The organism is Curtobacterium oceanosedimentum, from assembly GCF_020297365.1.
Classification (GTDB): Bacteria; Actinomycetota; Actinomycetes; order Actinomycetales; family Microbacteriaceae; genus Curtobacterium.
The window spans coordinates 1-18,305 of sequence record NZ_JAIXIG010000017.1 but is presented as its reverse complement, the minus strand read 5'-3'; the positions used below and the strand labels follow the sequence as shown (position 1 = coordinate 18,305).

14 protein-coding genes are annotated in these 18,305 nt (G+C 71.7%); 10 read left to right on the top strand and 4 right to left on the bottom strand.

Annotation, left to right across the window (positions count from 1 at the left end; all coding sequences use genetic code 11):
- Positions 1-31 precede the first annotated feature (31 nt).
- A complete protein-coding gene (locus LEL83_RS09215; protein WP_198656731.1) occupies positions 32-436 on the bottom strand; it encodes a hypothetical protein in 405 nt (134 codons plus the stop codon).
- 152 nt (positions 437-588) lie between these two features.
- Here LEL83_RS09215 and LEL83_RS09210 point away from each other — a divergent pair, with 152 nt between their 5' ends.
- Positions 589-1,899, top strand: a complete 1,311-nt coding sequence (locus LEL83_RS09210; RefSeq protein ID WP_225558636.1) for a fibronectin type III domain-containing protein — start codon at positions 589-591, stop codon at positions 1,897-1,899.
- Between the two features lie 69 nt (positions 1,900-1,968).
- On the opposite strand, the gene LEL83_RS09205 is transcribed toward LEL83_RS09210, so the two are convergent.
- Entirely contained in the window at positions 1,969-2,442 is a 474-nt protein-coding gene (locus tag LEL83_RS09205; protein ID WP_225558591.1) for a hypothetical protein, read from the bottom strand.
- Positions 2,443-2,475: 33 nt separating this feature from the next.
- Between LEL83_RS09205 and LEL83_RS09200 the strand changes: the two genes are divergently transcribed.
- The 3 genes from LEL83_RS09200 (at position 2,476) to LEL83_RS09190 (ending at position 5,045) form a co-directional block, all read left to right on the top strand.
- Positions 2,476-3,072 (top strand): hypothetical protein, encoded by a 597-nt coding sequence (locus tag LEL83_RS09200; RefSeq protein WP_225558590.1) that lies wholly within the window; start codon positions 2,476-2,478, stop codon positions 3,070-3,072.
- Between the two features lie 130 nt (positions 3,073-3,202).
- Positions 3,203-3,652 (top strand): hypothetical protein, encoded by a 450-nt coding sequence (locus LEL83_RS09195; RefSeq protein WP_225558589.1) that lies wholly within the window; start codon positions 3,203-3,205, stop codon positions 3,650-3,652.
- A gap of 127 nt (positions 3,653-3,779) precedes the next feature.
- On the top strand, positions 3,780-5,045 hold the full coding sequence (locus tag LEL83_RS09190) for an endo-1,4-beta-xylanase (protein WP_225558588.1): 1,266 nt from the start codon (positions 3,780-3,782) through the stop codon (positions 5,043-5,045).
- Positions 5,046-5,121: 76 nt separating this feature from the next.
- Here the strand turns inward: LEL83_RS09190 and LEL83_RS09185 are convergent, their stop codons facing one another.
- Together LEL83_RS09185 and LEL83_RS09180 are read right to left on the bottom strand one after the other, a co-directional pair.
- A complete protein-coding gene (locus LEL83_RS09185; RefSeq protein WP_225558587.1) occupies positions 5,122-5,778 on the bottom strand; it encodes a response regulator in 657 nt (218 codons plus the stop codon).
- Positions 5,775-7,484 carry a sensor histidine kinase gene (locus LEL83_RS09180; protein WP_225558586.1) on the bottom strand — a complete coding sequence of 570 codons (1,710 nt, stop codon included), beginning with the start codon at positions 7,482-7,484 and terminating at the stop codon, positions 5,775-5,777. The genes LEL83_RS09185 and LEL83_RS09180 overlap by 4 nt, the downstream gene beginning before the upstream one ends.
- Positions 7,485-7,637: 153 nt before the next feature.
- Here LEL83_RS09180 and LEL83_RS09175 point away from each other — a divergent pair, with 153 nt between their 5' ends.
- From LEL83_RS09175 to LEL83_RS09150, 6 genes are all read left to right on the top strand, one after another.
- The gene (locus tag LEL83_RS09175) at positions 7,638-9,131 is read left to right on the top strand and encodes a CitMHS family transporter (protein WP_225558585.1); all 1,494 of its coding nucleotides are present in this window, start codon (positions 7,638-7,640) and stop codon (positions 9,129-9,131) included.
- Between the two features lie 300 nt (positions 9,132-9,431).
- Positions 9,432-10,415 carry a phosphate ABC transporter permease subunit PstC gene (gene pstC / locus LEL83_RS09170; RefSeq protein ID WP_372454452.1) on the top strand — a complete coding sequence of 328 codons (984 nt, stop codon included), beginning with the start codon at positions 9,432-9,434 and terminating at the stop codon, positions 10,413-10,415.
- Positions 10,416-10,417: 2 nt separating this feature from the next.
- Positions 10,418-11,782, top strand: coding sequence for a phosphate ABC transporter permease PstA (gene pstA / locus LEL83_RS09165; protein WP_225558583.1), 1,365 nt, complete (start codon positions 10,418-10,420; stop codon positions 11,780-11,782).
- Positions 11,779-13,512, top strand: coding sequence for a phosphate ABC transporter substrate-binding protein PstS (gene pstS, locus LEL83_RS09160; protein WP_225558582.1), 1,734 nt, complete (start codon positions 11,779-11,781; stop codon positions 13,510-13,512). Before pstA ends, pstS begins: the two co-directional genes overlap by 4 nt.
- A complete protein-coding gene (locus LEL83_RS09155; RefSeq protein WP_225558581.1) occupies positions 13,509-16,112 on the top strand; it encodes a hypothetical protein in 2,604 nt (867 codons plus the stop codon). The genes pstS and LEL83_RS09155 overlap by 4 nt, the downstream gene beginning before the upstream one ends.
- Positions 16,113-16,177: 65 nt before the next feature.
- Positions 16,178-18,244, top strand: a complete 2,067-nt coding sequence (locus LEL83_RS09150; RefSeq protein ID WP_198656720.1) for an Ig-like domain repeat protein — start codon at positions 16,178-16,180, stop codon at positions 18,242-18,244.
- The last annotated feature ends 61 nt before the right edge of the window (positions 18,245-18,305 follow it).

Below are 18,305 nucleotides of genomic sequence, written 5' to 3'. Positions count from 1 at the left end.
CGGACCCGTGGACCGGATCCGGCCGAGATGGTCAGCCCCGCCTCCGCAACGGGATGTGTCCCCACCAGCCCAGACCGTCCGCGTCGTGGTCGAGGATCTCCAGGTAGCTGCCGAGCGGCTCCCCGATGTTGAAGTCAGCCACCTCGTGGCCGAACTCCTCCGGCGTCGGCTCGTCCCCGGTGGTGTAAGCGTCGACCCAGTCGATGGTGGTGTGTCGTTCGCGGATGATGCCGACGCGGGGACCCCAGGGGGAGCCGTAGACGACACGGAAGCCGTCCGGGGTCACCCAGGCGTCGTGGACGACCACGATCGCGGCCTCGGTCGGACCGCCGTCGCGGAGCTTCTGCAGGCATGCGAGCAGGGCGCGTGGACCCCACTCCTCGGACGCGGCGGCCTCGAGCTCCGCGATCAGCTCGGCATGACGCTTGCTCTCCATCCGGCCACCGTAGTGGAGGCCGTTCCCCGCCCGGCCCGCTGCGGCTTGCCGCACGGTCCACCGCAGTCCCTTCCCGCTCGGTGGTGGCCGGTGCTTCGATGAGCTGCCTGCCGCCGACCGGCCCCGGGCAGAGGGGAACCATCGTGAAGAACATGCTCCTCGTCGCCGTCTCCGTGACGGCGATCGTCTTCGGGGGCGTCGCTCCCGCAGACGCCGCACCCCGGGTGCCCGTCCCGGGAACGCCGACCCACGTGACCGTCGCCGGCACGGACGACTCCGCCACACTGTCGTGGCGTCCGCCCCGCCACAGCGGCACGATCACGGGCTGGCTCGTCTGGGTGAAGCCGCGCGAGCACCAGCCCGACCGCGGCATCACGAAGCTCCGGGCCACCGCACGATCGGCGACGTTCCGCGACCTGCACCCGGGGACGACGTACACGTTCGGCGTCCGCGCGAAGAACGCTCGCGGCACCGGTCACTCGACGACCGGCACCTACACACCACCGGCACCGCAGCCGGTCGCGCAGGCGCTCTACGCCCTCGACGCCGCGAACAACGTCGTCCGGTTCCCGGCACAGGGAGCGGGCACGGCCGAGGTCGTCGCGCCGAACGGCACCGGCTACGTCGTCGACCGCCGCGGCAACGTGTTCATCCCGTCCGCAGACGGGACCCGGATCACCGAGCGCTCGCCGAAGGGGACTGTCCGGACCGTCGCCTCCGGCCTGCACGTGACCCCCGACCTGCGGATCGACGACGCCGGCACCCTGTACTGGACCGACTCGGTGAGCCGTGCGGTGACCCGACTGCCCGTGGGGGCGCGCACCGCGACCGTCGTGCCGGACGTCGGCGTCCCCGGACTCATGTGGTCGGTGGCGCCGAACGGCACGGTCTCGACCCTCCGGCCGGCGGCGACCGTCACGACGCTCTTCCAGCGGACCGTCTCGGGAGCGGTGTCGATCCGCAACCTCACCGCCTCGGGTCCGTTCCCGTCCGGCAGGATCGACTCGTTCCGGTCGGACGCGCTCGGCAACGTCTACGTGCACGCGTGGACCGTCGGCGCTGCGGGCTACTCGGCCTGGTACGTCGTGCCGAACGGCTCCGACGACGCCACTCGGATCGCCGACCGGCTCGCGTTCGAGATCGGGGCGACGACCGACGACGGCTTCGTGCTCCTCGAGTCGAAGCAGTGGTGCGCCTACCCGGCTGACGTCCCGAAGCCCTGCGCCATCGACCGCTCGTTCTCCGACGAGATCGTCCGTTCCGGCACCACGACGACGACGTACACGGTGTCGGGCATCACGGCCACGGACCGCGGTCTCAACGCTGGTGTCACCGACGATGCCGGTGCGGTGTTCGCGAGCATCCCGGAGGGACCGACGCCGGGTCTGTGGCGGATCCCCGCGGGCGGCGGCCAGGCGCAGCAGCTCGCGACCGCTCCGTACTCCCGCCTCTCCGTGAACTGACACGACCGCCGCCCCGCAGCGTCCTCGACGGTGCGGGGCGGCCGGTGTCGGCGTCGGCGCAGGCGGTCCCTACTGGGCCTCCTCCGCGGGGAGCTCGATCGCCGGTTCCCGAGCCGGCAACCCGAGCTCGGCAGCGGCCGCGCGGTAGTCGCGGTAGACCCGGCTGTACCGCTCGGTCGCGCGGGCTGCGCGGGCCAGGTCGGGCGGACGCTCGACGTACGTCTCGTAGCCGATGGTCGGACGCTCGGCCGCCTCGTCGGCGATCGCGGTGGACCAGCGCCAGATCGCCGCGGCGGACGCTCCCTGTGGTGCGCGCTCCACCACCTCGTCGGGCACCACGACCACCCGGCGGTCCGGCAGCACGCTGCGGCCGGCGACGACGAACATCGCGGGGACGGCGAGGACGCCTCCGCCCACGCCCACGCCCATGATCTGGGCCACCGCTCGGTCTTCCCCGGGCAGGAGCAGCGGGGCGACCACGACGCCGAGCGCTCCGCCCACCGCGTACCCGACGATCAACGCGAGCAGGGGGAGGGTGCCCACGATTCGGGCACGTCGTCGCACGGCTTTGGGGTCGTGCAGCCGACGCCACCGGGTCAGCGTGTCGACGGCGGGCGCTTCGCGGTCGACGTACACCCGGCCGTCCGGCGCGCGGAAGACCGGCGCGCCCGGCAGGTCAGGGTCGATCACGGTCCGACGACCGACCGGCTCGTCACGACGACGGCCGGCGTCGCGGTGAGCACCCAGGACGATGGCCCCGCCGATCCTGATCCCTGCACAGCGACAACCTACCGGTGCCGCCGCCGCCCCTCGGTGCTGTGTTTGCGCGCACAACGAATCCCGGATCTCGACGTCGGAGGACACGCGATGACGCACGCATCAGAGCGCCGCCACGGCGAGACGACCCTGACGACCCTGACGACCGTCGACGCAGACGGTCACGTTGGATCACGATCGCACCGACCGACGGCGACGGCACCGTCGGCTCACGGATCGACCACTGCCGCGTTCGGCCTCACCGAGGGCAACCCGGTCCTGGACCACGGAGTACACACGGGTGACAAACGCGGGTACCTCGACAAAGGGACCGAGTCGCTCCGGAACGTTGGCCTGATCTCCACCGGTCAGGGTGACAAAGTGACCCGACCGGACGATCACGAGGAAGCCTGGTGACCAACGAGTGAACGGTTCCACGATTGCAAGGAGCGCGGCGCGGAGACGACCCGCGGCGCGATGGTCGTGCGCGGCGGTGGCCGCGATCATGACGATGTCTCTGCTGACAGCATGCGCAGGAGGAAAACCGATGGAGAGTCCCTCGACCAGCCACACCGTCAAGCCCGATGCAGCCAAGCGCACCGTGGTGGATCTCGTCGATGAGACGGCTCGCGCTGTGGACGGCTCCTGGAAGGTCATCAGCGGCCCGCGAGTCGGCCTGTGTCCCGGATCTGATGGCTCGGGGGACGCGAACGACAGCGGTGGAGTCACTTGGGTGTACGTGAAGCAACGCGAGGGCGAGGCCGACCCGAGGGACGATCTGCGGAAAGTCGAGGCGTTGTGGAAGAGTCTTGGGATCACGACCGAGCGGTATCGGAGCGGCGGTGACGACCCTGATCTCGGGGTCCGGGGCCGCGGTGGTCCGATCGAGACGATCGACTTCCTTGCATCCCCAGAAGGCGGCTACAGCATCGACGCTGAATCGCAGTGCGCCGACGGCGATCACGGAGACCTGACCAGGAGCGGCTCGACCAGCTGATGAGGGGTGTTGCAGCAGCGCACCTGGCGGGGGATGAGCGGTAGCTTCGGCGGAGCACCGCCGCCGCCCCTCGGTGCTATGTTTGCGCGCACAACAAATCCCGGACGACGACGTCGGAGGACACGCGATGACGCACACACCAGAGCACCGCCACGGCGAGACGACCCTGACGATCGTCGACGCCGACGGTCACCCGATGCCGGACACCGACGTGACGGTCGAGCAGACCCGGCACGCCTTCGCCTTCGGCAACATCGGCTTCGACTTCATCGGCCTCGCCAACGGCGAAGCGCACGGCGACGGAGAAGCACACGGCGCCGACGCCGACGGCACTCCGGCCGACCCGGGCACCGAACACCTCGCCGCCCTGTACACCGACGTCTTCAACACCGCGACGCTCCCGTTCTACTGGGGTCGCTTCGAACCCGAGCGCGGCGCCCCCGACACCGAGAGGCTCCGGACGACCGCCGAGTGGTTCCGCGCCCGCGGCGTCGCGCTCAAGGGGCACCCCCTCGTCTGGCACACGGTCCAGCCCGACTGGCTGCTCGGGCTCCCGCTGGACGAGGTCGAGCAGCTCCAGCGCGAGCGCATCCGCCGCGAGGTCTCCGGCTTCGCGGGAACCATCGACACCTGGGACGCCATCAACGAGGTCGTCATCATGCCGGTCTTCGACAACGGCGACAACGCGATCACCCCGCTCGCCCGGGCGAAGGGTCGCATCCCGATGATCCGGATGGCCTTCGAGGAGGCCCGCGCCGCGAACCCGGACGCCACCCTGCTGCTCAACGACTTCGACCTGTCGAGCGCCTACGAGTGCCTGATCGAGGGGGTGCTCGAGGCCGGCGTGCAGATCGACGCCATCGGGCTGCAGACCCACATGCACCAGGGCTACTGGGGCGAGGACACGATGCTCGCGATGGTCGACCGGTTCGCCCGGTACGGCCTGCCGCTGCACCTGACCGAGACGTCGCTCGTCTCCGGAGACCTCATGCCGGCGCACATCGTCGACCTCAACGACCACCAGGTGGACTCGTGGCCGTCGACGCCCGAGGGGGAGCAGCGTCAGGCCGACGACCTCGACCGGCACTACCGGAGCCTGGTGGGGCATCCCTCGGTCGAGGCGATCACCTACTGGGGCATCACCGACGCCGGCGCGTGGCTCGGTGCGCCGATCGGACTCGTCCGTGCCGACGGCACGCCGAAGCCGTCGTACGACGCACTCCGCCGCCTGGTCAAGCAGGAGTGGTGGCTCGGCCCGACGGTGCTGCGCACCGACGACCGCGGCCAGGTGCCGGTCCGCGGGTTCCGCGGCGACTACCGCGTCGACGTGCGCGGCACGTCGACGGCGTTCGCCGTCACCGACGTGCCCACGCAGGTGCGGATCGTCACGTGACCACCTGACGGACGGGAGGCCCGGTGCGGCCCCGCCCCGCGCCTCCCGGCCGTCATGGGTCGGTCACACGACCCGCTCACCGCCGCACGTACCGGTGCTCCGGCCGCCCCGCGGCCCCGTACCGCAGCTGCATCGCGACGGTCCCGTCCGCCGCGAGCTGTGCCAGGTACCGCTGCGCGGTCGCTCGGGACACCCCGATCGCCGCGGCGACCTCGGCGGCCGACCGTTCCTGTCCCGGCACGAGCTGCTCGAGCACCAGCGCAGCGGTGGCCGCACGGGACGGCGACGCCCCACCGCTGTCGCCGGCGTGCAGGATCCGGAAGGCCCGCTCGACGGCCTCCTGGTCGAGCGTCGACCGCTCGTCGAGCACGTTCCGCGATCGCGCGTACGCCTGCAGCCGTTCCGCGAGCACGCCCGCTCCGAACGGCTTGATCAGGTAGGCGAGTGCCCCGCTCCGCATCGCCCGGCGCACGGTACCCGAGTCCGAGGCGGCGCTCAGCACGAAGGCGTCGGTGTCGATCGAGCGCAGCAGCTCGAGGCCGCTGCCGTCGGGCAGGTACACGTCCACGAGCACCAGGTCGACGACCGTGCTCGACAGGGCGGACCGGGCGGCGGCGAGCGTGCCGACGGGATCGAGCGCCCGGAACCCGGGGACCTCGTCGACCTGCCGCCGGTGCAGGTCGGCGACGTGGAAGTCGTCGTCGACCACCAGCACGGTGAACACGGCACTCACGACACCACTCCTTCCAGTCGGGCGCAGAACACCGCGCCGTGGTCGTCGCCGCCGGGGGAGGCGAGCCACACGTCCCCGCCGTGCCGCCGCGCGATCTCGCGCGACAGCGGCAGCCCGATCCCGAGCCCGTGCACCCGTTCGACGTCGGGCGGCGACGCGAGCGTGTCCGTGTCCCGGGCGAACAGCGAGTCCTCGGCGTCGGCCGGCACCCCCGGCCCCGAGTCCATCACCGACAGGTGCAGGGCCGACCCGTCGTCGAGCACCTCGACCTCCACCCACGGGGAACGGCCGTCCCGTGACCACTCGTCGCCGCCGAGCGCCGCCGTGACCGCGTTGTCCACCAGGTTCCCGAGCACGGTCGTGACGTCGCCGGGGTCCGAGATCGTCCCCTGCACGAGCGTCTCCGCCCCGATCCGCAGCAGCACGCCACGCTCGGCCGCCTCGACGCCCTTCGCCCCGAGGAACGCCTGCAGGTACGGCTCGGTCAGCCGGTCGGCGTGCTGCACCGGGTAGCGCAGCGGTCCGCGCTCCTGCACGTCCGCCAGGTACGCCCGCGCCCGCGCGGTCTCGCCGATGTCGAGCAGCCCCGAGATCGCGTGCAGCCGGTTCGCGAACTCGTGGCGCTGCGCGCGGAGCGCCGTGCTCATCGCGCCGACCGCGTCGAGTCGCCGGGTCAGGGCCTCGACGTCGGTGCGGTCGCGCAGCACCGCGACCCGGCCCAGGTCACGCCCGTCGCGGGTCACGGTGCGGACGTCGACCAGCAGCACCCGGTGCCCAGCGACGACGGTGGCGCTCGCCGGGGCGGGTGACGACCGGTCGACCATCGAACGCAGCGCCGACGGCAGGTCGAGCGACCCCACCGGGTGCCCGACCGGGTCGGACAGGCCGAGCAGCCGCACGGCCTCGGGGTTGCACACGGTCACGACGCCCGAGGGCGCGATCGCGATCACCCCCTCGCCGACGCCGCCGAGCACGGCCTGCTGGTTCTGCACGAGCGTCACGAGCTCCTCCGGTTGCAGGCCGAGCGTCAGCCGCACCAGCCGCCGCCGGATGAGCACCGACGCGACGAGTGCGAGCAGGACCGCCGCCAGTCCGGCACCGAGCACGGGCACGCTGTCCTCGACCAGGGTGTCGTAGACGCGTGCCCGGGTGAACCCGACGCTCACCTCACCGACGACCCGGGACTGCCGGGAGGCCCGGCTCGCGTCCGTCCCGCCGCCTGCGGGTGCGAAGACGGGCACCTTCGCCCGCGCCGACTCGCCGAGCGTGCCGCGCGCCCACGACACGGTCTCACGGCCCTGCAACGCGGCCTCGGGCGAGGTGCTCACCATCTCGCCGATCCGGTCGGCGTCGGGATGCGCCAGTCGGATGCCCCGGTCGTCGGTGACCACGACGAAGAGCGCGCCCGTCCGTCGCTGCGCCGCCACGGCGGCACGCTGGACGGGACCGCGAGCGAGGGTCGCTCGGTCGAGGTCGGTGCCGTCGACGTTGAGGCGAGCGACCCGGGCCCGGACGTCGGACTGTCCGGCGACGCTCTGCGCGATCGCGAGCGCGGTCCCCTCGGCGGCCCGCTCGAGCCGGGTGACCTCGATCCGGACGAACACGGCGCTGGTCAGGGCGACGACCGCGACGACGACGGCGAGCTGCAGCACGAGCACCTCGGTGGCGAAGCGGAGCCTGGGGCGCCGTGAACGGTCGTCGGTCACGACCCCAGCGTACGGAGCGCAGGCCGACCTGCCTGCGCACAATGCGCAGAATGCGGGCAACGCGCGATGGTGCGCCAATGTGCAGAAGCGCGCCGTGCCTCCCGGCCGGGTCGTAGCGTGCCCGGACTGCTAGACACGGACGAAGGAGTCCTGATGCTCGTCATCCTCGGGTACGCGATGGTCCTGACCTTCATGGTCCTGATCATGACCAAGCGCATGTCGCCCATGCTCGCGCTGATCATCGTGCCGACCGTGTTCGGACTGTTCGCGGGGGCGGGCCTGGGGCTCGGCGACATGGTGACCGAGGCGATCGGCACGCTGGCGCCGACTGCTGCGTTGCTGATGTTCGCGATCATGTACTTCGGGCTGATGATCGACGTCGGCCTGTTCGACCCGCTCGTGCGGTTCATCCTGCGGGTGACCGGCAACGACCCGGCGAAGATCGTGCTCGGCACGGCGCTGCTGGCCGGGGCGGTGTCGCTCGACGGCGACGGGTCGACCACGTTCATCGTCGTGACGGCCGCGATGCTCCCGATCTACCTGAAGCTCGGGATGAGCCCGGTCGTGATGACCTGCGTCGCCGGCCTGACGAACGGGACGCTCAACATCGTGCCCTGGGGCGGTCCCACCGCCCGTGCCGCGGCGGCGCTGAAGATCGACCCGACGGACATCTTCGTGCCGCTCGTGCCGTCGCTCGTGGTGGGGCTGCTGCTCTGCTTCACGTTCGCGTGGACGATGGGGCTGCGGGAGCGCAAGCGGCTCGGCTTGATCGAGTTCACCGAGGCGTCGCGGGGTGCGCGGGTGCCGGAGCGGACGAACGCCCGGGCCGGGTCCCGTGTGCTCGCTGCGGTGGGCGGGACCGGTGGCGGGATGTTCACCAGCCCCACGGTCGCGCTCGGCCTGCGCGGCGGGAAGGCCGACGGTCGACGTGCCGACGGCGAGGGCGTCGACGGATCGGTGGGCGACGCCGAGGGGGTCGGCACCGGCACCATGGCCGAGACGATGCTCGACCCGGAACGTCCGACCCTGCGGCCGGGGCGGATCTGGTTCAACCTGGCGCTGACCGTGGCCGTGATGGTGGCGCTCGTGATGGGGCTCCTGCCGCTGCACTTCGTGTTCATGATCGGCACGGCGATCGCCCTGCTCGTGAACTTCCCGCAGCTCAAGCAGCAGACCGCGCAGATCGTCGCGCACGCCCCGAGCATCGTGGGAGTCGTGTCGATGGTGTTCGCCGCCGGGGTGCTCATCGGAGTGCTCGACGGCACCGGGATGGTCGCGGCGATGGCCGACTGGCTCGTCGCGGTGATCCCGGACTCGATGGGGCCGTACCTGGCCGGGATCACCGGGGTGCTGAGCATGCCGCTGACCTTCTTCATGAGCAACGACGCGTTCTACTTCGGCATCCTGCCGGTGCTGTCCGAGAGCGCCGCGGCGTACGGGATCACGCCGGCGGAGATGGCGCGCGCCTCGGTCGTCGGGCAGCCCGTGCACATGCAGAGCCCCCTCGTGCCCGCGATCCTGCTGCTGGTGTCGCTGGCGAACGTGAACCTCGGGGACCACCACCGGAAGGTGCTGTGGCGGGCGGCCGTGGTCGCGATGGCGATGCTCGTGGTGGCGATCGTGGTGCGGGTCATCCCGTTCGGGTGAACCGAGCGGGATGGTTGGTTCCGGGAACGAACCACCGTCCGATCGGGGGTTTTCCGGGTCGCGCGGCGTGTGCCCCGACCGCTGTACCCCGGACCGCTCGGTCCGCCCCCGAACGGAGGGCGTAGCGAGCACACGGACCTGGTGATCCGCTCAGGAAACCCGTCTGTTCACCTTCGAGCCGTTTCCTGGACGCCGGCTGAGGGGCCTTCGTTGGTCGAGCGACTGCCAATGTGATGCCCGCCGGAACGGGAGCGCAGCATCCTCCGGCGCACCCGATCTGCTGCCCCGGATTCCCGAAGGATGCCGTTGTCCACAGATCTGCCCCGCCTGCTCACGGTCGTGCGGGACCCGTCGGACGTCAGGTTCCGGATCATCGCCCGTGCCGGCGGTGTCACCGTCCTCGCGATCATGCTGCTCGTCGGGCTCTTCCTGGCCGTCCGGGCCTCCGAGGCCCTGCGCGTCGCCGGGTTCGGGTTCCTCACCACGCAGGCCTGGGACCCCGACGCCCACCGGTTCGGCATCGCCGCCGTGCTGGTCGGCACGGTCCTGATCGCCGCCGTCGCGATCGCGTTCGCCCTGCCGCTCTCGCTCGGCACCGCGCTGTACATCACCGAGTACGCGCCCCTGCGGATCCGCAAGGCGTTCATCGGCCTGGTGGACCTGATGGCCGCGATCCCGAGCGTCGTCTACGGGCTCTGGGGCTTCTTCTTCCTGCAGTCGCAGATCACGCCGGTGTCGCGGTGGATCTCGCAGTGGTTCGGCTGGATCCCGCTCTTCTCGGTGTCGGGCGTCGACCTGGACGACCCGCTCGCGTCGCCGACCGCCTACACGGCCTCGACGTTCATCGCGGGGATCGTGGTCGGGCTGATGATCACGCCGATCGTCACCTCGATCATGCGCGAGGTGTTCTCGCAGGCCCCGCTCAGTGAGCGCGAGGGGGCGCTCGCCCTCGGGTCGACGCGGTGGGGGATGATCCGCTCGGTCGTGCTGCCGTTCGGCCGCGGCGGCATCATCGGCGGGACCATGCTCGGTCTGGGCCGGGCGCTGGGCGAGACCATCGCGGTCTACATGATCATCTCGCCGGTGTTCGTCATCCAGCCGCACATCCTGCAGGCCGGTGCGAGCTCGGTCTCCTCGCTCATCGCCCTGCGGTACGGCGACGCGACACCCTTCGGCATGTCGGCACTCATGGCAGCGGGTCTGACGCTGTTCCTGATGACGCTGTGCATCAACTTCGCCGCGTCCGCCGTGGTGGCCCGATCGCGTTCGGGAGCGAGCAGCTAGCCATGACCGACACCACCCAGGCGCCGTCGGGCGTCACGTCGCCCCTGCCCACCGTCCCCCTGTCGACCCCCGTCTCGGCCAGCTCGGTGACGGCGTCGACGCCCGCCGGCTCCGGCTCCGGCACCGTCCTGCCGCGGCTCGAGCGCGAGTCCGAGCCGGCCCGCGGGCCCGAGGAACGCCGGTTCGGCGGCACCCGGATCAGCGACGTGCTCTGCGTCGTCGGTGCCGCGGTCGCCTCGGTGTCGGTCACGTCGATCGTGTTCACCGAACTCGCCCCGGTCTCCGGCCCGATCGCGTTCGCCGCCGTCGCCTACGTGATGTTCCTGGTCTTCTACGCGCTGCTCGTCGCCACCAACGAGAGCGCCGCGGTGGTGCGCGACCGGGTCGTCTCGGCCGCGGTGCACTCGCTCGCGTTCGTCGTGGTCGCCACGCTGGTGTTCGTCGTCTCGTTCAGCGTGATCCGGGCCACGAAGGCGCTGCCGCACTGGAACTTCATCACGCAGGACATGGCGCTGACCGGGCCCCTCGACCCGATGACCTCCGGCGGGGTGCTGCACGCCATCGCGGGGTCGCTCATCCAGATCTCGATCGCGCTCGTGATCACCGTGCCGCTCGGCGTGACCACGGCGCTGTTCCTGACCGAGGTGCCCGGACCGTTCGCCCGGTTCGTCCGCACCATCGTCGAGGCGATGACCGCGCTGCCCTCGATCGTCGCCGGGCTCTTCATCTACGCGAGCGTCATCGTCGGGCTCGGCTTCGACAAGTCCGGGTTCGCCGCGTCGCTGGCGATCAGCGTGATGATGCTGCCGATCATGATCCGGTCGGCCGACGTCGTGCTCCGCCTGGTGCCGTCGACCCTGAAGGAGGCGTCGATCGGGCTCGGCGCCGGCCAGTGGCAGACGGTGTGGCGGGTCGTGCTGCCGACGTCCCGCTCCGGCCTGGTGACGGCGATCATCCTGGCCACCGCGCGCGGCATCGGCGAGACGAGTCCGGTGCTCCTGACCGCCGGCTTCGCACCCGACCTGAACCTCGACCCGACGAGCGGTCCGATGATCTCGCTGCCCCTGGCGATCTTCGAGTTCGTGAAGTCGCCCGAACCGAACATGATCGCCCGCGGCTTCGGTGCGGCCGCGGTCCTGATGTTCCTCGTGCTGGTGCTCTTCGTCATCGCCCGCGTGATCGGCTCGCAGACCGTCGCGACCCGCGAGCGCCGCAACGAACGTCTCCGGGCGCTCCGTCGCCTCGTCCTGCGCTGTGTCGCCGCCGCCGGCCCGGTCTGGCGCCCCGTCGGCGGCTGGGTCCGCCGGCACGCCCGCCGCTACGTCCACCCGTTCCCCGCCGATGCCTCCCAGGAGGACCACTCGTGAGATCCCGCAGAACACGCCTGATGGGCGCGGTCCTGGCCGCCGCCGCACTGGCCCTGTCGATCCTCCCCGCCACCGCTGCCGATGCCGGCGAGTCGTACGTGCCCATCTCGGGCGCGGGCTCGTCCTGGAGCTCCGTCGCGATCCAGCAGTGGGCCGTGAACGTGCAGCAGTACGGGATGAAGGTCCGGTACGCCAGCACCGGGTCCTCCGACGGCCGCAACCAGTTCAAGGCCGGCACGGTCGACTTCGCCGTCTCCGAGATCCCGTACGGCATCAAGGACGGCGGGGTCACCGACGTCCCGCCGACCGTCGGCTACGCCTACATGCCGATCGTCGCCGGTGGCACGTCGTTCATGTACAACCTGAGCGCCGGTGGCAAGCAGATCACCAACCTGCGGCTGTCCGGCCCGGTGCTGGCGGGCATCTTCACCGGCAAGATCACGAGCTGGGACGACCCGAAGGTCAAGGCGGACAACCCCGGGCTCGACCTGCCGAAGCGTCGCGTCGTGCCGGTCGTCCGGTCCGACGGTTCCGGGTCGACGGCGCAGTTCACGACCTGGATGAGCAAGAAGTACCCGTCCGAGTGGAACGCGTACTGCAAGCAGGCGGGCCGGCCGCTGCCGTGCGGCATCACGTCGAACTACCCGACGGTCGCCGGCAAGGGGTTCATCGCCCAGCCGAACTCGCAGGGCGTGTCCGGGTACGTCGCCCAGAAGGCCAACGTCGGCACCATCACGTACGTCGAGTACTCCTACGCGCTGAAGACCGGGTACCCGGTGGCGAAGGTGCTGAACAAGGCGGGCTACTACGTCGAACCGACCGCCTCGAACGTCGCGGTGGGCCTGCTCGGCGCGAGGATCAACCAGGACAAGCGGTCGTCGTCGTACCTGACGCAGATCCTCGACGGCGTCTACGACAACCCCGACGCCCGCACCTACCCGCTGTCGTCGTACTCCTACATGGTGGTCCCGACGACCACGGACGCGAGCCTGACCCCGGCGAAGGGCAAGACGCTCGGGGCGTTCGACTACTACTTCCTCTGCGAGGGGCAGCAGCAGGCCGAGGTGCTCGGGTACTCACCGCTGCCGATCAACCTGGTGCAGGCCGGGCTCGACCAGGTGCGTCGGATCCCCGGGGTCGAGGCGAAGAAGATCGACATCCGCAAGTGCAACAACCCGACGTTCTCCGCCGACGGCAAGAACACCCTCGCCGTCAAGGCACCGCAGCCGCCCGCGTGCGACAAGCTCGGTGCGACCCAGTGCAACACCGGGACCGGCGGGGCGAAGGGCACCGCGACGCCGACCGGGAGCGGTGGGGGATCCGGCGGTGGCGGGGACGCGTCCGGCGGAGCCGGTTCGTCCGGTGGCTCGGGGTCCGGCGGTGGCTCGGGCTCCGGCGCCGAGCGCGGCGGTTCCGGAGGCTCGGGTTCCGGCTCCGGCGGATCCGGCCGGGGATCGGGGAGCGGTCCGACGGAGGAGCTCTCCGGTGGCAGTGCCGGCAACGGTGGCGCCGGCGCGGTGCCAGCACTGAACAACGGCTCGCCGGTGCAGTGCGACGCCGACAGCGGTGTGTGCCAGAACGTGGCCGCGCTGCCGGTCGAGGTCGACGCGGCCGACGGCTGGACGCCGACCCGCACCCTGATGCTCTGCGCCGTGGCCGCCCTGCTGGGCGTGGTCCTGCTGCCCCCGCTCATCGGCGTGCTCGTGTCCCGACGGAGGGCCCAGAAGTGAAGAACCAGCACCTCGTCCGACTCGGTTCCGCGGCCCTGGTCTTCGGTGCCGTCACGTCGACCATCGCCGGATCGCTGCTCGTCGCGACGATCCCGGCGTCGGCCACCGCGCCGTCGGCCACGCCCTCGTCCGCGGTGACGAAGTCGTGGGTCGACGCGCAGGCCGCCCTCGGCGCCGGGGGAGCGACCACCACGCCCGACCCGGACGCCGACGACTTCTCGAAGATGTCCTTCACGGTCAGCCAGACCGAGGACCTCACCGACCAGGGCATCACGGTGAGCTGGACCGGTGCGAAGCCGACCTCGCCGAGCGAGTACGCCACCGACTACGTCCAGCTCATGCAGTGCTGGGGCGACGAGGCGGCCGGACCGTCCCCCGAGCAGTGCCAGTGGGGCGCTCCGTCGTCGACCATCGCGGCGCTGACCGGTGTCGGCGCCGCCAAGCGCGACCTCGTGAACGGGGACGACCCGCTGCAGGACCCGACCCTGACCGGAGCGGACGCGGACCCCGACCTGCTGCTCGACCCACCCGTCGAGAACCCCTTCCTCCGCGCCTACCGCGTGCCGTTCCGCGCCGTCGACGGAACGCTGGCGAAGAGCACGACCGCGCTGTCGAAGCAGTTCGACGCGACGACCACGAACGAGGTCACCGCCGCCCGCACCGCGAGCGACGGGACCGGGCAGGTCACCTTCGAGACCCAGTCGGGGCTCGAGGCGCCGCAGCTCGGCTGTGGTCAGGACCGTGTGGTGGCCGGCACGGCGACACCGCGGGATTGCTGGCTGGTGATCGTGCCGCGCGGCAGCCACAACCTCGACGGTGGCGCCGCTGCGTCGACCGCCGCGGCTCGCGTCACCGGCTCACCGCTGTCGGCGTCCGCCTGGCGCAACCGCGTCGTGTTCCCCCTCGGGTTCCAGTCCGTGGCCCAGTCCTGCCCGATCGGCAACGCCGAGCAGCGTCTGGTCGGGTCGGAGCCGGCCACCGAGGCGGTCACCGCCTGGCAGCCCGCGCTGTGCGGACTCGGCACGACCTACGGCTACTCGCAGATCGGCGACGAGGAAGCACAGCACCAGATCGTCTCGACGACCGGCGGGGCATCGCGGCTCGCCCTCGTGAACACGCCGCTCGACCCCGCCACCGCCCCGGACACGACCATCCGGTACGCCCCGGTCGCGCAGTCGGCGATCGTGATCGGCTTCTCGATCGACTACCGCCTGTACCCGGACGCGCCGGCCAGGGCACGGAACGGCCTGCAGGCGCAGGAGCTCACCCTCGACGCGCGGCTCGTCGCGAAGCTGCTCACGCAGTCGTACCAGGCCGACGTGCCCGGCCGCGGCGCGGGCGACCCCACGGTGGCGGCGAACCCGTCGAGCATCGTGACGGACCCCGAGTTCCTCGCGCTCAACCCCACCTTCGTCGGCTCGAAGAGCGACACCGCGCCGGCCGGCCTCATGGTCGCGCTCGGCGACACGAACGCGAACGCCCGCGTCTGGGCGTGGCTGCGGGCCGACCCCGTCGCGGCGGCGTTCCTGGACGGGCGCCCGGACGAGTGGGGGATGCGGATCAACCCCGCGTACCGCCCACTGTCACTGGCGACCGACACGACGATCGACAGCTTCCCGAAGGCCGACCTGACCATCGCGAAGGGCGGCGACCCGGACGAGACCGGCTACGGCACCCTCGACATGCGCCCCTACATGAACGACATGCACGAGGGCGCCTACCGGACGCTCAAGGCGGACCCCAACCAGAAGGACTCCTGGAACCCGTTCGGGCAGCCGAAGGGCTACACCTCGCTCGGCGCCCAGGTGCCGGGGAGCCGGTTCCTGCTGTCGATCACCGACACGGCCTCGGCCGCCCGCTACGCGCTCCCCACCGCGAAGCTCGTGAACGCCGCGGGCGAGGCCGTCGCCCCGACCACCGAGTCGATCACGAAGGGCATCGCGACCATGCGGTCGTCGACCGTCCCCGGCGTCGTCGTCGCGGACCCGGCGAACCGCGACGCGGGGGCGTACCCGCTGGCCGTGCTCAGCTACGCGGCCGTGAACGTCTGCGCCTCGAGCCCCGCGGAGCGTTCGGACTACGCCCGCTTCATCCGGTACGCCAGCGGTGCCGGTCAGGTGTCGGGGGAGAAGCAGGGCCAGCTCCCCGCCGGCTACGTCCCGCTGACGAGCAGCATGCGCGCGGCGGCCGGGCAGGTCGCCACCGGACTGACCGACGCACGCACGGTCGCCGCCGCGTGCCCGGAGCCACCGGCGACGTCGGCTCCGACCGAGCCGACGGCGTCCGGCACCGACGGGGCGGTGCCGCCGCCCACCGACACGACGGAGACCGCCACCGATCCCGTCGTCGACCCGGGGACGTCGACCGACACCGTGCCGGAGGCGACCGTCGACCCGGTGGCCGACGCCGCGCCTCCCGTGTCGACCAACGACGTCGACGAGGCGTCCGGACCCACCCAACGCACCCACGACCAGCCGCTCGCGGCGACCCGCCTGGGTCTCGCCGCGGCGCTCGGAGCCGGCCTGCCGGCGCTCGGCGTGGGGCCGTTCCTGATCCGCCGTGGCCGGAGGCTGGCGATGCTGGCCGCCGCCCACGTGTGACCGAGTTCCACCCCACGACCGCTGCCACCTGGGCAGCGTCGAACCCACGAAAGGAAACACCAGCCATGAAGGTCAACACCTTCTGCAAGACGGCAGTCACGTTCGGTGCAGCCGCGCTGATCGTCGGTGCCCTCTCCGTGCCGGCGGCCCAGGCCGACCCCGCGGGGAACGCGTTCGGCAAGCTCGTCGGTCTCGGCTCGGACACGACGCAGGACGTCATGAACGGCGTCGCGGCAGCGGTCGGGGGCAACCAGATCGCCTCGTACGACGCGACGAACGCCGGCCCCACCGTCGTCACCCGCTCCGGCGGCGCGGCCATCCCGCGCGTCTCCGGTTCCGGTGCCGGCCGCGACGAGCTGCTCGTCTCGATCGGTGCAGTCGCCAACAAGTCGGGCGTGGCCCTGGCCGACGGCACGAGCACGACCATCGACGAGTCCGTCGTCGGACAGCTCGACTTCGCCCGGTCGTCGAGCGGCCCCGCCGCCAAGGACCAGTCGGCCGACGGTGTCCTGGCCTACGTGCCGTTCGCCCGCGACGCCGTCGACGTCGCCTACGCACCGGGCAGCGCGCTGGCGAAGGTGCCCTTCTACGTCGGTGACGGGTCGCAGGCCAAGACGGCCCCGACGCTCTGGAACGTCTACCGCGGCGACGTGTCGTACGCGTACTTCAACGCCGACGGCACCTACAACTCGGTCGGCAGCACCGCGACCGGCCCGGACGGCACCAAGGCCGCCAAGATCCAGCCGCTCCTGCCGAAGTTCGGTTCCGGCACCCGCAGCTACTTCCTCGGCCAGCTCGGTCTGACCGACGCCTCGGGCTTCACCAGCACGAACTCCTTCGTGTCCGACACCTCGGCCGGCAAGCCGATCGAGGAGCACGACGGCACCGCCGTGGTCGCGGCCGACACGGGCTCGACGCTCGCGATCGCCCCGTTCTCGGTCAGCCAGTGGGTCGCGCAGGCCAACGGTGTCGGCGGGGTCACCGACCGTCGCCACGGCGTGACGCTCGCCGACCTCGGCAAGACGGCCGGCAGCCAGACCCCGGCCACCACCGGCAGCGGCAAGGCCTACGCGACCAACCCGGCCTTCGCCGGCTTCGTCCGCGACGTCTACAACATCGTCCCGTCGCGTCTGGCCGACGACCCGTCCAGCGCGATCGCGAAGACGTTCGTCGGGAAGGACTCGCTCGTCTGCAAGCAGACCGCGACCATCGCCGCCTACGGGTTCCTGCCGGAGCCGGCGACCAACGCCGCCACCACCTGCGGCTACGCCCAGCTGCGTGCCTTCTCGGCGTCGCTGAGCACCACCACGCTGTCGATCCCGGCGAAGGCCGTCGCCGGCAAGCCCGTCAGCGCCACCGTCGCCGTCGACTCGTTCGGCACGGGCGGCGGCACGGTCCGGTTCCTCAACGGCTCCACGGTCGTCGGGACCGGCACCATCGCCAAGGGCGCGAAGAGCGTCACCGCCCCGGTGACCCTGCCCAGCGGCACGGCCTCGGTCAACGCGCTGTTCATCCCGGCGCTCGCCGGCGTCGCGTCGAGCACCTCGGCAGCGTCCACGGTCACGGTCTCCGCAGCGACCGGCGTCACGATGACGGTCCCGCGTCTCACGGTCGGGAAGACCGCCAAGGTGACCACGACGATCACGGGCGGGAACGCCACGGGCGGCACCGTCACGATCAAGAACGGCACGGAGACCGTCGGCACCGCCAAGGTCGCCGCCGGGGCCACCACCGCGTCGGTCTCCTTCGTCCCGAAGCGCACGTCGTACAGCCTCGTCGCCACCTACACCCCGGCCACGGCCGGCGGGACGGTCGCGACGAGCGCCGTGTCGACGGTGAAGGTCGCCAAGGGCGCGCCGACCGTGAAGGCCGGCAAGGTCAAGTCGGTCTCCGCGAAGTCCCACGCCAAGGTCACCGTCGCCGTGAGCGGCGCCGGCGTGACCCCGACCGGCAAGGTCACCGTCAAGGAGGGCAGCAAGACGCTCGCCTCGGTGTCGCTGTCGAGCACCGGGCGCGGCACCGTCTCGCTCCCGCGCCTCAAGGCCGGCACGCACAAGCTGACCGTCGTGTACAGCGGTGACTCCCTCTGGAACACCGCGCGGACCTCGTCCTCGGTGAAGATCACCCGCTAGTCACACCCCAGCCCGGCCGGTCCACCAGGACCGGCCGGGCTGGGGTGTGACTAGCGGGTGA